The sequence below is a fragment of the Microbacterium sp. Leaf320 genome, assembly GCF_001423485.1.
Classification (GTDB): domain Bacteria; phylum Actinomycetota; class Actinomycetes; order Actinomycetales; family Microbacteriaceae; genus Microbacterium.
This window is the reverse complement of record NZ_LMOD01000002.1, coordinates 951119-968229: the sequence shown is the minus strand read 5'-3', so window position 1 is coordinate 968229 and position 17111 is coordinate 951119. Positions and strand designations below refer to the sequence as shown.

The window sequence follows — 17111 nt, the reverse complement described above, 5'->3', positions numbered from 1 at the left end:
CTGCGGTGATGTTACCGGGAACATTTTCTGGAAAACAAGAGTCTGCGAGAAAATCAGTGCAATCAGCGTCGAGCGATCGTGTTACCGATCACAGTTCGACACTGTGGCTCAGCTCGGCCGCGATCATCTCGACCACGGTGTCGACTGTGACGCCGGGTCCGTTGCTGAGCTCGCCGATCTTCTCGCGATCCTTGAGCACGACGATGCGGTCGCTCAGCCGCACCACCTCTTCGAGCTCCGACGAGATGAAGACCACCGCGACGCCGTCGCCGGCCAGCTGGCTGATGCGCCGCTGGACGTCGAGCTTCGCGGCGATGTCGATGCCGCGCGTGGGCTCGTCGAGGATCAGCACGTGCGGGCGCACGGCCAGCGCGCGGGCGAGCAGGATCTTCTGCTGGGTGCCTCCGGACAGCAGCTCGACCGGCCGATCGAGATCCGCCGGGTCCAGATGCAGCGCCTCGACGTAGGTCTCGACGAGCGCCGATGCCTCGGCCTGCGAGAGCGGGCGCGACCACCCGCGCAACGCCTGCAGCGAGAGGATCATGTTCTCTCTCGCCGTGAGCTCGCCGATGATGCCCTGCGTGCCGCGATTCTCCGCCGACAGCGCGATCCGATGCCGCAGCGCGACCGACGGGCTGCGCAGCTGCACCTGCTCGCCGTCGACCCACAGCACACCGCTGTCGGCACGGACGGTTCCGCTCAGGAGCGAGGCGACCTCGGTGCGCCCGGAACCTCGGAGCCCGGCGAGGCCCACGATCTCGCCCCGCTGGATCTCGATGTCCATCTGCTCGAGCTCACCCCGGCGGCCGAGGTTAGATGCCTGCAACGCAGGCTGACCGTCGGACGAGTAGTGGTGCGCTTTGCGCTCCGAACCGAGGGCCCTGAGGCTGTCGATGTCCTTGCCGAGCATCTTCGAGATCAGGTCGGCGCGATCCAGGTCGCGGGTGGCGTACTCGCCTACCCGGCTGCCGCCGCGCAGCACCGTCATGCGGTCGCTGATCGCGAAGGCCTGCTCGAGGAAGTGCGAGATGAACAGGATCGCCACCCCGCGCTGTCGGAGGCCGCGGATGACGCGCATCAGCGTCGCGACCTCGGCCACGTCGAGGCTCGACGTGGGTTCATCCAGCACCAGGACCCGTGGCTCGTCGACGACCGCGCGGGCGAGAGCCACGAGCTGCTTCTGCGCGGGCGTGAGCATCGACAGCGGCGTCTTGGGATCGAGATCGTCGAGTCCGAGCCGGGTCAGCGCCTCGGCGGCATCCGCTCTCGTGCGTCTCCAGTCGATGCCGAAGCGTCCGCGACGCTCGCGCCCGAGCATCACGTTCTCGGCGACACTGAGGTTCGGACTCAGCTGCGCCTCCTGGAACACGGTGGCGATTCCGGCGGCCCGGCTGTCGGCCACACCGGCGAAGCGCCGTGGCTCGCGGTCGACGAAGACCGTTCCGGCATCCGGGGTGTGCGTGCCGGTGATCACCCCGACGAGGGTCGACTTGCCCGCCGCGTTCTCGCCCATGACGGCGTGCACCTCGCCGGCGAACAGCCGGAAGTCGACGTCGTCGAGCGCACGCACCCCCGGGAACTCGACCGTGATGCCCTCGAGCCGCACGACCGGCTCGGCATCACGCTCGGGCGTCATCGCACCTCCCGCGGCGCGGCCGACGAGGCGCGCGCCACGAGCTCGGTGGGGATGCGGGTGAGCGCGGGGATGTCGCGCCCTTCGATCGCCGCGCGCAGCATCTCGACGACCGAGACACCCAGTGCGCCGAAGTCCTGCCGCACGGTCGTCAGCGGCGGGATGAAATGGCGCGCGAGCGGGATGTCGTCGAATCCGACGACGCTGAGATCGGTGGGCACCTCGAAGCCGCGGTCGTGCAGCCCATGGATCAGACCGATCGCCATGTCGTCGTTGGCGGCGAAGATCGCCGTGTAGTCCGGCAGCCGCGTGAGCCCCTTCGCGAAGTCGTAGGCGAAGTCCGCCGACCAGTCGCCGACCACGATCGGCCTCTCGCGGATGCCCCACGACTTGGCCCTCGAGTGGAATGCGCGCTCCCTGGCCCTCGCGTCCAGCCAGTCCAGCGGGCCGGAGAGATGCAGGATGTCACGATGGCCGAGTGCGACGAGATGGTCGACGACGAGCGTCGTGCCGGCGTGCTGGTCGATCGACACGGTGAGGAAGGTCGGGTCGGCGTCTGCCTTGACGACGAGCATCGGCACCGTGATCGCGATACGGCGAAGAGCTGCGACGGACGACGATCGCGGCGCGATCACGCAGAGCGCGTCGACCCCCTGTGTGACGAGGTTGTCGACCGCCTCCTGGGGAGAGAGCGCATCGCCCTCGTGCAGCGCGATCGGGGTGACCGAGTATCCCGCGGCACGCGCCGACAGCTCGACCGCGCGGAGGATGCTGGTCGGGCCGTGGGCCACCGCGCTCTCGACGATGACGCCGATGCGCCGGGTGCGCTGGGTCGCCAGCGCCCTGGCCACGAGATTGGGCCGGTAGTCGAGCTCTTCGATGGCCTCGAGCACACGGCGCCGGGTGTCGGGTTTGATGTTCGGGTGATCGTTGAGCACACGAGACACGGTCATGTGCGACACACCCGCGATGGTCGCGACCTGGCGGATGTTGGGCTTGTCGGAGCCGACGTTCACCATGCGCACCTCCGTCGGCCGAACCTCGGAGAATGTTACCGAGAACAACCGTGGTGGTGCAATGGATGCGCTACAGCCCGAGGCGCTCCAGATACGGGTTCACGAGCCGGCGCTCGGGGTCGAATCGGGCGGCGAGGGCTGCGAAGTCGTCCCACCGCTGGTAGCGCGAGCGCACCTCCGCCGGGTCGAGGGTGAAGACCTTGCCCCAGTGGGGGCGGGCGGTCGCGGGCAGAAGCGCCTCGAGTGTCGGCAAGAACTCACGCACCGCCGCCTCGTCGGGCTTCCACGTGAAGTGGATGCCGACGGCATCCGTGCCCTGCGACGAGCTCAGCCAGAGGTAGTCGGGGGCGACCGTGCGGATCTCGTTCACGAGCAGCAGCGGTGCGATCTGGCCGGCAAGCGTGCGAACCGCCTGGATCGCGGCGACCGCATCGGCGCGGGGCACCAGGTACTCGCTCTGGATCTCGGCGCCGGCCGACGGCGTGAACTCGAGCTTGAAGTGCGCGAGGCGCTCGAACCACGGCCCCGGCTCGCCGAGCTGCTCGGTGCAGGCGACGGGATCGACGCCGAGGATCGGATGCCGCTTGCTCGTCGCCGGCTCCGCACCGAGTCGCTCGAAGAGGCCGTCGCGGACGAGCTCATGTGCCTCGGGGTGGCGCTGCTTGACCCAGATCTGGTCGGCGATGTCGGTGCGGGTCCAGGTCGAGAAGATGCTGACGCTCGTGCCGATGCCCGTGACCTCGTCGAAGTCGGCGAGGATCGCATCCCACGACGGATGCTCGAACACGTGCTGCGCGACGTCGTAGGTCGGCTCGACGTCGAGCGTGACCTCGACGACGGCGCCGAGCGCCCCGAGGCTCACGACCGCGCCGTCGAAGTCCTCGTCACCGCGGGCGAGCGTGCGCACGTCTCCTGCGGGCGTGACGATCGTGAGCGCGCGCACCGCGGTCGCCAGCGACCCGGTCGCGTCGCCCGACCCGTGCGTGCCCGTGGCCACGGCCCCGGCGATCGAGATGTGCGGCAGCGAAGCGAGGTTCGCGAGAGCAAGCCCCTCCGCCCCGAGGCGCGGCGCGATGTCGCCGTAGCGCAGCCCGCCCGAGACGCGCACAGCGTCGCGGGCGTCATTGATCTCGAAGACGACCGGCAGCCGGTCGAGCGCGATGAGCGCCCCGTCGGTGTCGGCGATGTCGTTGAAGCAGTGCCGAGAGCCGAGGAACCGCACGGACCCGCCGCGCGCGAGCAGCGACTGCAGCTCCTCGATCGACGACGGATGCTCGACCGCGGATGCGCGATAGGTGAGGTTGCCTGCCCAGTTGCGTTCGATGGTCATGGCGCCATGTTAGTCAGGCAGCCTCTGCCTCCATCGATGGAGCAGCGACGATGACGACACGCATGGATAGGCTGACCGGATGACAGCGATGCCGCCTCCCCGCGCGACGATGAAAGACGTCGCCGCTCTGGCGGGAGTCTCGACGAAGACCGTCTCGAACGTCGTCACCCGCACGGTGGCCGTGCGAGACGAGACCCGCGTCAAGGTCGAGGCGGCGATGGCGCAGCTCGATTTCGTGCCCAACCTCAGCGCCCGAGGACTCCGCAAGGGTCGCTCCGGAATCATCGCCGTCGCTCTGCCGGATCTGGCGACCGCCTTCTCGGCAGAGCTGATGCACCGCCTCGTCGACGCCGCCCACGAACGTGGGCTCGCCGTGCAGATCGAAGAGACGGCGACCGACCCCGAGCGCGAGAGGGAGCTGGTCTCTCGCGCTCGCGCCCATCTCGTCGACGGCCTGATCCTCAACCCCATCCGTCTCGAAGACAGCGTGCTGAAGTACGCCGATCGCCTTCCTCCGCTCGTCGTGCTGGGCGAGGTCGAGCAGAACAGGGCCGACCACGTGCGCATCGACAGCCGCCGGGCAGCCGCCGACGTCACTCGGCATGTGCTCTCGCGTGGCGCGACTCGCATCGCGGTGATCGGCGCCGACGACGATGCCTCGGTCGCGACCGCGACCAGCCGTCTGAGGCTCGAGGGCGTGCACGACGCGCTCCGCGAGGCCGGCATCCCCCGCGACACCGCTCTCGAGATCAACCCGATGCCGTGGTCGATGACGGGCGGAGCGGATGGCGTCGAGACGCTGTTCCGGCGGGGCGTGGCCTTCGATGCGATCGTCGCCTTCACCGACTCCCTGGCGCTCGGCGCACTGCACGCCCTGCACGACCACGGCGTGAGCGTGCCGGGCGACGTGATCGTGACGGGCTTCGACGACGTCGAGTTCTCGCGGTACACGTCGCCGTCGCTCACGACGATCGCCTTCGATCGTCGGGCATTCGCCGATGCGGCGCTGGGGCTCCTCGAGTCGCGCATCGACGATCGCGCGACCCCACCGCGGTCCCTCACCCTCTCGCATCATCTTCTCGAGCGCGACAGCACTCAGGGCACCCCGCGCGGCTACCGCCCCTGACGCGCCCTGTCGCGCACGGCATCCCCGCGTCCCCCGCGCCCACCCGCCCCGTTCGTCCCTCGCGTCCCCGCGTCCTCTCCTTCCGGTTTCTCTCTTGCGCCCGCGATTACATCGATGTAATGATGTACCTCGATCCCGCCCGCAGTCACGAAGGAGTGACGATGACGCCCCCGCTCGATATGTCCAGACGGCAGTTCCTGACCGCAGCATCGGTCACAGCCGCGGCAGCCCTGCTCGCCGGCTGCGCACCCGGCACCGTCCCCGGCTCGAACACCACGACCCTGCAGTTCTGGCATCTGCTCTCGGGCGGCGACGGCGTCACCATGTCGCAACTGCTCGACACCGCGAACTCCGCGCAGAGCGCGTACCGCATCCGTCCGACCGTCCTCGCCTGGGGCACCCCGTACTACACGAAGCTCGCGATGGCCGGTGCCGGCGGCCGCGCCCCCGACGTCGCGATCATGCACGCGACCCGCACCGTCGGCTGGGCCCCCGGCGGCCTGCTCGACACGTGGGACCTCGACCGACTCGCCTCGCTCGGTGTTGACAGCACGAAGTTCCCGAAGCCCATCTGGGAGAAGGGCTTCGTCGGCGAGAACATGTACAGCATCGCGCTCGACGCGCATCCGTTCGTCGCGATGTTCAACACCGACATCTGCGATGCCGCCGGCGTGCTCGACAGCGACGGCCGCCTGATCGAGACCTCCTCCCCCGACGAGTTCGTCGACCAGCTGCGCACGATCGGCGGCCAGGCAGACGGCCATGCGCTCTCGTACGGCTACCTCGGCGACGGCGCCCAGATGTGGCGCCTCTTCTACACCTTCTACTCGCAGCACGGCGGCGCGATGGAGCTCCCGCCTGGGGGCAAGGCCGTGATCGACAAGGATGCCGCGGTCGAATCCCTCTCGCTCATGCGCACCCTGCTCGACGGTGAGATCGCCCTCGCGCAGGCCGACTACGGCAGCGCCGTCGCCGAATTCGCGACCGGCAAGAGCGGGATGCTGTTCACCGGAGTCTGGGAGCTGCGCACCATGCAGAACGCCGGGATCCCGTTCGACGCGACCATGATCCCCACCCTCTACGGCACGCCGGCGGTCTACGCCGACTCGCACTCGTTCGTGCTGCCGCACCAGACCAACGCCGACGAGAAGAAGCGCGACCTGACCTACCAGTTCGTCGCCGACATGCTGAAGGGCTCGTTCGGCTGGGCAGAAGCCGGACACATCCCCGCCTTCCTTCCCGTCACCGAATCCCCCGAGTACGACGACCTGATCCCGCAGGCGCACTACGCCGAGGCCGCTCAGCACGTCGTCTACGACCCGACCGCGTGGTTCACCGGATCAGGCTCGAACTTCCAGGGCGAGTTCGGCGCCGCCGTGCAGGGCGTGCTGCTCTCGGGCGACGACCCCGCCGCCGCGATCGACCGATTCGAGGCCCGCGTGAACACGCTCCTCAGCCAGCCGAACCCGGCTGATCCCGAGGGGAAGTTCGCATCATGACCACGGCAACCGACTCCACCCGCACGATCGTCACCGGCTCCAAGGCCGCGCTGCCGATCCGTCGCGCCGGCTCTCGCAACCGCGAGCAGCTCATCAGCTGGGCGTTCCTCGCCCCGTTCCTCATCGCCTTCGTGCTGTTCCTCGCCTGGCCGATCGTGCACGGCATCATCCTCAGTTTCACCGACCAGTCGCTCACCGGCGCAGGCGGCGCCTTCGTCGGCTTCGCGAACTACGCCGAGGCACTGGCCGACCCGGTCATGTGGCGTTCGATGGGCAACACGGTGTGGTTCACGCTGCTGTCGACGGTCCCGCTCGTCGTGATCGCGCTGATCATGGCCGCACTCGTCGACCGCGGGATCCCCGGCCAGTGGCTGTGGCGGCTGTCGTTCTTCATGCCGTACCTGCTCGCCTCGACCGTGATCTCGCAGATCTGGGTCTGGATCTTCAACCCGCAGATCGGTGCGGCCAACAACATCCTGAAGGCCTTCGGCCTCGAGCCGCTGGCCTGGCTGCAGAATCCCGACACGAACATGCTGTCGATCGTGATCGCCACCGTCTGGTGGACGGTCGGATTCAACTTCCTGCTCTACCTCGCGGCGATGCAGAACATCCCGCCGCAGCAGTACGAAGCAGCATCCCTCGACGGCGCGGGCCCGTGGCGGCAGTTCTGGTCGATCACGCTCCCGCAGCTCGGCCCCGCGACCGTCCTGATCCTGATCCTGCAGATCCTGGCGTCGCTCAAGCTCTTCGACCAGGCGTACCAGATGCTCGGCGGCGTCGCGAGCGACACCACCCGCTCGATCGTCCAGTACATCTACGAAGCCGGCTTCGTCAGCTACCGATTCGGCTACTCGGCCGCGATCTCCTATGTCTTCTTCGCCCTCATCGTCATCATCGGCGTCGCGCAGGCCTTGATCTCGCGCCGCCGGAAGGAGTCGCAGCTGTGATGTCCACCGCCACTCTCACCGAGACCATCACCACCGCCAAGCCCGCGCGCGCCCGTCGCTCGCACCTGCCGGGGCAGAAGCCGTTCGGCGCACTCCGCATCAGCGCTCTCGTCGTGCTGATCATCCTCGCGGTCGGCTGGCTGCTGCCGTTCCTCTGGGCGGTCGCGACGGCCTTCAAGACCGAGACGGATGCCGCCAGCGGCGACCCGTCGTGGATCGGTGCCACCGGGCCGACGATCGAGGCTTTCACCGCGATCCTGTCGCAGGGCAACGTCTACACCTGGGCGTTCAACAGCCTGTGGACCTCGATCGCCGTGACCCTGATCACGCTGACCATCTCGGCCCTGGCCGCCTACGCGTTCTCGCGGCTCGACTTCACCGGCCGCAAGTGGCTGTTCGTGGCGATCATCGCCTCGATCGTGGTGCCGCCGCAGGTGCTGATCATCCCGCTGTTCTACGAGATGCTCGCGTTCAACATGATCGACACCTACTGGGGTCTGATCCTGCCACAGGTCGTGGCGCCGGCGATGGTGTTCATCCTGAAGCGGTTCTTCGACGCGATCCCGATCGAGCTCGAAGATGCGGCGCGGGTCGACGGCGCCAGTCGCCTCCGCATCTTCTGGTCGATCGTGCTGCCGCTCTCGCGGCCGATCCTGGCATCCGTCGCGATCTTCGTGTTCATCGGCGCCTGGAACAACTTCCTCTGGCCGTTCCTCGTCATCAACGACACCACCCTGATGACGCTCCCGGTCGGACTCCAGACGGTCATCAGCGCCTACGGCGTGCAGTACGCCCAGGTCATGGCTCAGGCCGTGCTCGCGGCGCTGCCGCTGATCATCGTGTTCATCATCTTCCAGAAGCAGATCGTCAAGGGAGTCGCGACCAGCGGCTTCGGCGGTCAGTAGTCCCCCACCCGGCTCGAGAGCCAGAAATCTAGGAGAGCAATGTCTCAGGCCCGCATCACCATCGACCGCGACTTCACCATCGCCGACGTCCCTCGGAGGCTCTTCGGGTCGTTCGTCGAGCACATGGGACGCTGCGTGTACACCGGCATCTACGAACCGGGGCACCCGCAGGCCGACGAGCGCGGCTTCCGTCAGGACGTCCTCGCCCTGGTGAAGGAGATGGGACCGACGGTGGTCCGCTACCCCGGGGGCAACTTCGTCTCCGGCTACCGCTGGGAAGACGGGGTCGGCCCGGTCGAAGACCGCCCCGTGCGCATCGACGGCGCCTGGCACACGATCGAGACCAACGCGTTCGGTCTGCACGAGTTCATGGACTGGGCGAAGGAGGCCGACGTCGAGGTCATGGAGGCCATCAACCTCGGCACCCGCGGTGTCGAAGAGGCGCGGTCGCTCGTCGAGTACGCGAACCACCCGAGCGGCACCTACTGGTCGGATCTCCGTCGCAAGAACGGCGCCGAGAAGCCGTTCGACATCAAGCTGTGGTGCCTGGGCAACGAGCTCGACGGCCCGTGGCAGATCGGCGGCAAGACCGCGACCGAGTACGGGCGCCTGGCGCAGGAGTCGGCCAAGGCCATGAAGCTCGTCGACCCGACCATCGAGCTCGTCGCGGTCGGCTCGTCCGGCCGGTCGATGCCGACGTTCGGCACCTGGGAGAACACGGTTCTGACCCACGCCTACGACGAGGTCGACTTCATCTCGATGCACGCGTACTACCAGGAGCACGACGGCGACGCCGAGTCGTTCCTCGCGGAGTCGGTCGACATGGATGCCTTCATCGACGGCGTCATCGCGACGATCGACGCCGTGAAGGCCGCAGGCAAGCACACCAAGCAGGTCGACATCTCGTTCGACGAGTGGAACGTGTGGGACCAGGTGCAGTTCAACGACGTCGAGTCGGTCGAGATCGCCAAGGCCGGGTGGAAGAAGCATCCGCGCCTGATCGAGGACACCTACAACGTGACGGATGCCGTGGTCGTGGGCACGCTGCTCAACAGCCTGCTGCGTCACGGCGACCGCGTGAAGATCGCCAACCAGGCGCAGCTCGTGAACGTGATCGCGCCGATCCGCTCGGAGGAGAACGGTCCGGCGTGGCGTCAGACGAGCTTCTGGCCCTTCGAGCGCATGGCACGTCTCGCGAAGGGCCGCATCCTGCGCCTCGCGGTGTCGGCGCCGCAGATCGAGACCAAGCGCTACGGCGGGGTCGACGCCGTCGATGCGGCAGCCACCTGGGATGAGGAGACCGGACGCGTCGTCGTGTTCGTCGCGAACCGCTCGCTCGACGAGGAGAGTGACCTGACGGTCGAGCTCCGCGGCCTCACCGGCCTGCGTGTCGTGAACGCCGAGACGCTGACGATTCCCGAGGGCGGCGACCGCCACACCGCGAACCTCGAGACCACGCAGGATGCCGTGCACATGGTGCCGCTGGCGGGCGCCGAGGTCGTCGACGGCGCGGTGCGCGCGACGCTGCCGCCGCTGTCGTGGTCGGTGATCGAGCTGGCCTGATCCTCTGACACAGAGATGCCCGAGTCCTTCGCGGACCCGGGCATCTCTGCGTCTGCGGTGAGCGGTCAGCTCTCGATGTGCCGCTCGTCGACACCGTCGTAGAACGACAGCGGTCGGATCAGCGCGTTGGCGCCGGCCTGCTCGATGACGTGGGCCGTCCAGCCGGTCACCCGCGCCGCGACGAACAGCGGGGTGAAGGTGAGAGTGTCGAAGCCGATCAGGTTGTACGCGGGGCCCGACGGGTAGTCGAGGTTCGGGTAGATGCCCTTGCGCGCCACGAACTCCGACTCGAGAGCGTCGTAGAGCTCTGCCACCTCTGCCTTGTCGTAGTGCTCGACCAGGGTGTCGAGTGCCGCCTTCATCGTCGGCACCCGCGAGTCGCCGCTCTTGTAGACGCGGTGTCCGAAGCCCATGATCTTGCGCTTCTCTGCCAGAGCCTTGTCGAGCCATGGCACGACGTTCGAGGCCTCGCCGATCTCGTCGAAGATGTGCAGCACGGCCTCGTTCGCGCCGCCGTGCAGCGGCCCCTTGAGCGCGCCGATCGCGCCGACCACGGCCGAGTACAGGTCGCTGAGGGTCGAGGTGATCACGCGGGCCGTGAAGGTCGAGGCGTTGAACGAGTGCTCGGCGTACAGGATCATCGAGCGGTTGAACGCGTCGACGACGACCGGGTCGGGCTCTTCGCCGAACGTCATCCAGAGGAAGTTCGCCGAGTAGTCGAGGTCGTCGCGCGGTGCGATCGGTGCCTCGCCGCGGCGGCGGCGCTGGCCGTAGGCGACGATCGCGGGAAGAGCGGCGAACAGGCGGATGCTGCGCTCGAGGTTCTCCTCCGGGCTGCCGCCCGCATCGAGCACCGAGCCGCCGGCGTTCGTGTCGGAGGCGCCGATCAGGCTCACGGCCGTGCGCACCTCGTCCATCGGGTGCGCCTCGATCGGGATCAGGTCGATCGCCGCCTTGACGTTGTCGGTCAGCGCGCGATGCGGACGCTCCTGCGCCCGGAACGCCGCGAGCTCTTCGAACGTCGGCAGCTCACCGTGCCACAGCAGGTAGGCGACCGCCTCGAAAGGCTGGGTCGCCGCCAGCTCCTGCACGGGATAGCCGCGGTAGAGCAGGCTGTTCGTCTCGGGGTTGACCTTCGAGATCGCTGTCGTGTCGACGACGACCCCGGCGAGGCCCTTCTTGATGTCCGGCTCGGTCATGCTCACTCCTTCGTGACGGTGAAGCCTGCGACGCCCGAGTCGAACTCCTTGTAGGACTCGTAGTCGATCAGGTCGTAGAGATCGGCACGGTGCTGCATCTCACCGAGCTTCGAGGTGAGATGCCCCTCCTCGTTCAGCGTATCGAGCGCACGGCCCGCCGCGCCCATCGCGATGCGCAGCAGCGACACGGGCCAGATGACCATGTTGACGCCGGCGTCCCGCAGCTGGTCGACCGAGAACAGGTCGCTCTTGCCGAACTCGGTCATGTTCGCGAGGATCGGCACGTCGAGCGCATCTGCCATAGCCTCGAACTCCGCGAGCGTGCGCATCGCCTCGGGGAAGACGGCATCGGCCCCGGCATCCACCAGCGCCTTGGCGCGATCGATCGCCGACTCCAGGCCCTCGACCGCACGGATGTCGGTGCGCGCCATGATCAGGAAGTTCTCATCGCGACGAGCGTCGGCCGCTGCTCGGATGCGACGGATCGCCGTGCTCTCGTCGACGACGCTCTTGCCGTCGAGGTGGCCGCAGCGCTTCGGGTTGATCTGATCTTCGATGTGCGTGCCGGCGAGGCCTGCGTCTTCGAGCTCCTGGATCGTGCGGGCGACGTTCATCGGCTCGCCGAAGCCGGTATCGGCGTCGACGATCGCGGGGATGTCGGTCATGCGCGCGATCTGCTTAGCGCGGCCGGCGACCTCGGTCAGGGTGGTGAGGCCGATGTCGGGCACCCCGAGGTCGGCAGAGAGCACCGCGCCCGAGATGTAGACCCCGTCGAAGCCTTTCTGCTCGATCAGTCGGGCGCTCAGCGGGTTGAAGGCACCGGGGAACCGCAGCAGCTCGCCGCTCGCGAGGCGCTCACGGAACAGGCGGCGCTTCTCGGCCGGCGTGACGTGGGAGTACAGCATCAGTTCTTCCCTCTCAGGCAGGGTGCGCATTTCGTCTCGCTCCGCTCGCTCAACGACCAGGAACGAGGCCCCCGGTCGTTGAGCGAGGAGCGAAGCGACGAGACGAAGCGCGACATCAGAACAGGCCCTTCGGGGCGTCGGCGCCCTCGAGCAGGCCGGGCTTCGCGATGATCGACAGTTCGCCGACCTCGGCCGCCGTGAGCTCGGGCAGACGCTGCACCAGCTCGAGGAACCGCTCGATCTCGGCGGGCTCGAGCACGGGCCCGGCCAGCAGGCGGAACTTCGCGATGTAGTCGTCGCGGGCGAACGGACGGGCGCCGAGCGGATGCGCGTCGGCGACGGCGATCTCGTCGACGACGGTCGTGCCGTCGGTGAGGCGGAACTCGACGCGACCGCCGAACGCCTTCACGTCGGGGTCTTCCGAGTGGTAGCGGCGCGTCCACTCGGCATCCTCGGCCGTGGTGATCTTGTGCCACAGCGCGACGGTGTCTTCGCGGCCCGCACGCTCGGGGGTGTAGGAGTCGACGTGGTGCCAGCCGCCGTCCTGCAGGGCGACCGCGAAGATGTACGGGATCGAGTGGTCGAGCGTCTCGCGCGACGCCGTGGGGTCGTACTTCTGGGGGTCGTTCGCTCCCGAGCCGATCACGTAGTGCGTGTGGTGGCTGGTGTGCAGCACGATGGCCTCGATGTTCGCGGGGTCGCGCAGCGCCGGGTTCTCGGTGCCGAGCTTGCGGGCGAGGTCGATCCAGGCCTGCGCCTGGTACTCGGCCGAGTGCTCCTTGGTGTATGAGTCGAGGATCGCGCGCTTCGCCTCGCCCGCGGCGGGCAGCGGCACCTCGTAGGCGGCATCCTTGCCGTCGAGCATCCAGGCGATCACGCCGTCTTCGCCCTCGTAGATCGGGGCGGGGCTGGTCTGACCGCGCATCGCCCGGTCGACGGCCTCGACCGCGAGCTTGCCGGCGAACGCCGGGGCGTGCGCCTTCCAGGTCGAGATCTCGCCCTTGCGGCTCTGGCGGGTGGCGGTGGTGGTGTGCAGTCCCTGGCCGACGGCCTGATAGATCGTCTCGACGTCGAGGCCGAGCAGGGTGCCGATGCCGGCGGCGGCCGACGGGCCGAGGTGCGCGACATGGTCGATCTTGTGCTTGTGCAGGCAGATCGCGCGCACGAGGTCCATCTGGATCTCGTAGCCGGTGGCGATGCCGCGCAGCAGCGCGCGACCGTCGGCCTGCACGTGCTGGGCGACCGCGAGGATCGGCGGGATGTTGTCACCCGGGTGCGAGTACTCGGCCGCGAGGAACGTGTCGTGGTAGTCGAGCTCGCGCACCGCCACGCCGTTGGCCCAGGCCGCCCACTCGGGGCTCGTGCGGTGATCGAGCGCCGCACCGAAGACCGTGGCGCCGATGCCGCCGGTCGAGACGGGGTGGCTGAAAGCCTGAGTGCGGGCCGCGTTGATGGGGCCGCGGGTGAGTGATGCCGCCGCGACCGACGCGTTGTCGATGATGCGGTTGATGATCATGTCGGCGACGTCCTGCTCGACCTCGACCGGGTCGGCGGCGACCTCGGCGATCTTCCAGGCGAGCTGGTCTTCGCGGGCGAGGTTCTCATCGCTGCGGTGGACGCGGACGTGGTGGGTGACGGTCATTTCACACCTTCTGGGTTGGCTGTCAGGGAGTCGAGGATGCCGGTGAGCGCGTTGTGCAGGTGCACGTGCGTGGCATGAGCGGCGAGATCGCCGTCTCGGGCGCCGAGCGCTGCGGCGATCGTGCGGTGCTCGGCCGCGGAGGCGGCGAGGCGGTCGGGCTTGTCACGGGCCATGCGCCGAACACGCACGAGGTGGGTGCGCACGGTGCGCAGCGCCGAGGCGATGTAGTCGTTGTCGACGGCACCGTCGAGAGCCGCGTCGAAGCGGGCGATGAGGGCGTAGTAGGCGTCGCGCCCCTCGACCGCGGCGAGATCGACGTGCGCGAACTCGTCGGCGAGGGCGGCGAAGAGCGCGGCATCCCCTCGCTGGGCGGCAAGGCGGGCGGAGGTCTCCTCGAGCGCGCGGCGGATCTCGAACAGGGCGCGGATGTCTTCGGCATCCAGGTCTGCGACCACCGTGACCCGCGGGGACTGCTGCACGACCAGGCCGTCGGCAGCCAGGCGTCGGAGCGCCTCGCGCATCGGAGTGCGGCTGATGCCGAGGCGGGCGGCCTGCTCGACCTCGCCCAGCACGAAGCCGGCGGGGAGGGTGCCCGACTGGATCTCCTCCAGCAGCGCCGCGTGCGCTCGGTCGCTCGCGGTGATGCGATCGGCGACGGAGCTCATCCCCTCAGTGTATACAAAAATCCGATCGGCGTGTCATTCGCGCGACTTCCGAGCGCTTCACGTATACATTGCGCTATCGCTGGGGCTGCTCGACCGCATCCGGTATCGGCTCGACGAACTCGGCCGGCCGCGGCTCGCCGAGTTTCACCACGACCACGCCGACCAGCACCAGCGCGCCACCGAGAGCCTGCAGCAGGTCGGGCAGCTGCCCGAGCAGCAGCCAGCCGAACAGCAGAGCGGCGACGACCTCGGACAGCGCGACGAACGACGCGAGGCGGGAACCGAGCATCCGCGTCGAGGCGATGCCCAGCACGTATGCGAGAGCGGTCGCGATCAGGCCGATCGCGAGCACCGGCACGAACCACGGCACGGTGCCGAAGCGGTAGGTGATGTCGTCGGTCGTCCAGGCGACGGGCAGGATGCCGACGAGCCCGGCGATCGTCAGGGCGACCGCGCCGAGCAGCAGCCCACCGCCGGCGAGCGCGATCGGCGGCAGGCCGGTGTCCGCCTTGGCAGAGAGCAGGAAGTACGTCGCCGCGCCCACCATCGCGGCGAGCGCCCACAGGATGCCGGCGATGTTGACCTCGGCCCCGGTGATGATGTCGAGCATCAGCACGAGACCGACGAAGGCGATGGCGGCGCCGATCACACTGCGTCGGCTCGGTCGCTCACCCCGGCGCAGCCACAGCCAGAGGATGACGGCGATCGGCGCCGTGTATTCGATGAGCAGGGCGAGGCCGACGTCCATCACCGCGACGGCCTGGAAGTAGCAGAGCTGCGTGGCGGTCACGGCGAGCAGGCCGTAGGCGGCGACCATGCCGGCATTCTTCTTGAGCACACCCCACCGCCCACGCAGCGACAGGATCGTCGGCACGAGCAGCACGAGCGCCGCGACCCAGACCCGCGCGGTCACCGCTGCTCCCGGCGTCCATCCCGCATCGATGAGACCCCGGGCCCAGGCGCCCGACATCCCGAACGCGAAGGCCGCGCCGATCGCCAGCGGCAGACCGAAGCGCACGCCCGGCGCCGCGATGTCATTTGCAAACTTGCTCATGACAGGTGACGCTACTCGCGCAAGATGTAAGGTGTCAACATGAACTTCACCGATGACACGGAAGAGACCCTCCGTGCAGCCGTCTGGCTCGTGAACTCTGCGGAAGACCCCGACACCCTCGAGACGCTCGCCGACTACGACGCGTTCTTCGCGAACTTCCCCTATTCGGGCCGACTCGACCGCGACGAGGCCGAGCTCGACGCGCTGCGAACCCTGCGTCCGCGGCTGCGCACCATGCTGCTCGCACCCCGAGACGAGATGGCCGAGCACGTCAACGCCGCACTCGCCGAAGCGCATCTCGCTCCGAGGCTGGTGCGCCACGACGGCGTCGACTGGCACCTGCACGCCGTCGCGGACGAGCGCCCCCTGCCCGAGCGCGTGCTCATCGAGACCGCCATGGCGCTGATCGACGTCATCCGCGCCGATGAGGGATCCCGCATCTCTATCTGCGCCGACGAGACCTGCGAGGCGCTCGCCCTCGACCTCTCGCGCAACCGCTCGAAGCGCTTCTGCTCGACGACCTGCACCAACCGCAACGCGGTGGCCGCCTACCGCGCACGGCGCGCGAGCGCCTGAACCCTGCGCGCGGATTCGGTAGCGTCGTCTGGTCATGCCCTTCCCCTCCCCCTACGACACCTGGTTCGCCGACGCCGAGTTCGACGCGAGCTACGGACACACGCTCGCCACTCTCCGAGAGATTGCACCGATCGCCGCGCCCGACGGGTTCGCCGAGCGATGGCAGAGCTGGCGCGAGCAGGCCACGGCGGTGGATGCCGCACCTACCGTGCTGTCGACCGAGACCGCGCACGGCAGACGCGTGTCGGTCGTCGAGCACGCAGGAGTCGACGGCACTCGTCTGCGGGCCTGGGTCGTCGAGCCACTCTCCGCCCCGGCGCGGGTCGGAGTGATTCACAGTCACGGCTACGGAGGGCGCGATGCGGTCGATCTGGCCAGGGTGCCCGACGATGCGGCCGCGATCTTCCCCGTCGCCCGCGGGCTGCCCACTCTGAACGCGGGCGTCGGCGCCCCCGAGCCCCAGGCCGAGCATGTGCTGGCCGGGATCGAGACCCCGGACTCGTACGTGCTCGGCCTCTGTGCCCGAGACCTCTGGCTCGCCGCGGATGCTCTCACCACCCTCGTCGGCCCCCTGCCCCTCTATTACGTCGGCGAGAGCTTCGGCGGTGGCATCGGCGCCCTCGCCCTGCCGTGGGACGACCGCTACGTCGGGGCGACCCTCATCGTGCCGAGCTTCGGACAGTACGACGAGCGCCTCGCGGTGCACTGTGTCGGCAGCGGCGAGACCGTGCGCGACCACGTCGCCGCGCATCCGGAGGCCCGCGAGGTGCTGCGCTGGTTCGACGCCTCGACGGCCCTCGGTTTCGCGCGCATCCCGGTGCGGGTCGAGGCGGCGCTGTGGGACCCGTACGTGCCGCCGCCCGGCCAGTTCGGCGTCGCGAACGCGGCACGGATCCTCGAGCTCGCCGTCCTCCCGGCGGGCCATGCCGAGTATCCGGGGGCCGAGCAGGTTACGGCCGAGGCGATCCGCGACAGCCGCGCGCACCTCGCACGGGCGCTGAACGCAGCATCCTGATCCCCGCCACTCCCGCACACCCGCGCTCCCCTGTCC

Annotated in this window: 15 protein-coding genes; 7 read left to right on the top strand and 8 right to left on the bottom strand. The window is 68.8% G+C overall.

Going from position 1 to position 17111, the window contains the following annotated elements; genetic code table 11:
- Positions 1 to 88: 88 nt before the first annotated feature.
- From ASF63_RS09525 to ASF63_RS09515, 3 genes are all read right to left on the bottom strand, one after another.
- Entirely contained in the window at positions 89 to 1636 is a 1548-nt protein-coding gene (locus ASF63_RS09525; RefSeq protein WP_056512555.1) for a sugar ABC transporter ATP-binding protein, read from the bottom strand.
- Positions 1633 to 2652, bottom strand: coding sequence for a LacI family DNA-binding transcriptional regulator (locus ASF63_RS09520; RefSeq protein WP_056512552.1), 1020 nt, complete (start codon positions 2650 to 2652; stop codon positions 1633 to 1635). The genes ASF63_RS09525 and ASF63_RS09520 overlap by 4 nt, the downstream gene beginning before the upstream one ends.
- Positions 2653 to 2719: 67 nt before the next feature.
- Positions 2720 to 3979, bottom strand: coding sequence for a D-arabinono-1,4-lactone oxidase (locus tag ASF63_RS09515; protein WP_056512550.1), 1260 nt, complete (start codon positions 3977 to 3979; stop codon positions 2720 to 2722).
- 79 nt (positions 3980 to 4058) lie between these two features.
- Between ASF63_RS09515 and ASF63_RS09510 the strand changes: the two genes are divergently transcribed.
- From ASF63_RS09510 to ASF63_RS09490, 5 genes are all read left to right on the top strand, one after another.
- Positions 4059 to 5105: a LacI family DNA-binding transcriptional regulator gene (locus ASF63_RS09510; RefSeq protein ID WP_056512548.1), complete on the top strand. Its 1047-nt coding sequence runs from the start codon at positions 4059 to 4061 to the stop codon at positions 5103 to 5105.
- Between the two features lie 161 nt (positions 5106 to 5266).
- Positions 5267 to 6604 (top strand): extracellular solute-binding protein, encoded by a 1338-nt coding sequence (locus ASF63_RS09505; protein WP_056512993.1) that lies wholly within the window; start codon positions 5267 to 5269, stop codon positions 6602 to 6604.
- Positions 6601 to 7551, top strand: a complete 951-nt coding sequence (locus ASF63_RS09500) for a carbohydrate ABC transporter permease (protein WP_056512545.1) — start codon at positions 6601 to 6603, stop codon at positions 7549 to 7551. The genes ASF63_RS09505 and ASF63_RS09500 overlap by 4 nt, the downstream gene beginning before the upstream one ends.
- A complete protein-coding gene (locus tag ASF63_RS09495) occupies positions 7551 to 8456 on the top strand; it encodes a carbohydrate ABC transporter permease (RefSeq protein WP_056512542.1) in 906 nt (301 codons plus the stop codon). Before ASF63_RS09500 ends, ASF63_RS09495 begins: the two co-directional genes overlap by 1 nt.
- A 39-nt stretch (positions 8457 to 8495) precedes the next feature.
- Positions 8496 to 10019, top strand: coding sequence for an alpha-N-arabinofuranosidase (locus ASF63_RS09490; protein WP_056512541.1), 1524 nt, complete (start codon positions 8496 to 8498; stop codon positions 10017 to 10019).
- A gap of 65 nt (positions 10020 to 10084) precedes the next feature.
- On the opposite strand, the gene ASF63_RS09485 is transcribed toward ASF63_RS09490, so the two are convergent.
- The 5 genes from ASF63_RS09485 to ASF63_RS09465 form a co-directional block, all read right to left on the bottom strand.
- The gene (locus ASF63_RS09485) at positions 10085 to 11218 is read right to left on the bottom strand and encodes a bifunctional 2-methylcitrate synthase/citrate synthase (protein ID WP_056512538.1); all 1134 of its coding nucleotides are present in this window, start codon (positions 11216 to 11218) and stop codon (positions 10085 to 10087) included.
- Positions 11219 to 11220: 2 nt separating this feature from the next.
- Positions 11221 to 12123 (bottom strand): methylisocitrate lyase, encoded by a 903-nt coding sequence (gene prpB, locus ASF63_RS09480; protein WP_056512990.1) that lies wholly within the window; start codon positions 12121 to 12123, stop codon positions 11221 to 11223.
- A 115-nt stretch (positions 12124 to 12238) separates the two neighbouring features.
- Complete coding sequence (locus ASF63_RS09475; protein WP_056512535.1) at positions 12239 to 13765, bottom strand: MmgE/PrpD family protein; 1527 nt, start codon at positions 13763 to 13765, stop codon at positions 12239 to 12241.
- Positions 13762 to 14430 (bottom strand): GntR family transcriptional regulator, encoded by a 669-nt coding sequence (locus ASF63_RS09470; RefSeq protein WP_056512533.1) that lies wholly within the window; start codon positions 14428 to 14430, stop codon positions 13762 to 13764. The genes ASF63_RS09475 and ASF63_RS09470 overlap by 4 nt, the downstream gene beginning before the upstream one ends.
- Positions 14431 to 14503: 73 nt before the next feature.
- Positions 14504 to 15484, bottom strand: a complete 981-nt coding sequence (locus tag ASF63_RS09465; protein WP_056512530.1) for an EamA family transporter — start codon at positions 15482 to 15484, stop codon at positions 14504 to 14506.
- 39 nt (positions 15485 to 15523) lie between these two features.
- Here ASF63_RS09465 and ASF63_RS09460 point away from each other — a divergent pair, with 39 nt between their 5' ends.
- Both ASF63_RS09460 and ASF63_RS09455 read left to right on the top strand, forming a co-directional pair.
- Positions 15524 to 16060, top strand: coding sequence for a CGNR zinc finger domain-containing protein (locus tag ASF63_RS09460; protein WP_056512527.1), 537 nt, complete (start codon positions 15524 to 15526; stop codon positions 16058 to 16060).
- 34 nt (positions 16061 to 16094) lie between these two features.
- On the top strand, positions 16095 to 17075 hold the full coding sequence (locus tag ASF63_RS09455) for an acetylxylan esterase (protein WP_056512523.1): 981 nt from the start codon (positions 16095 to 16097) through the stop codon (positions 17073 to 17075).
- The last annotated feature ends 36 nt before the right edge of the window (positions 17076 to 17111 follow it).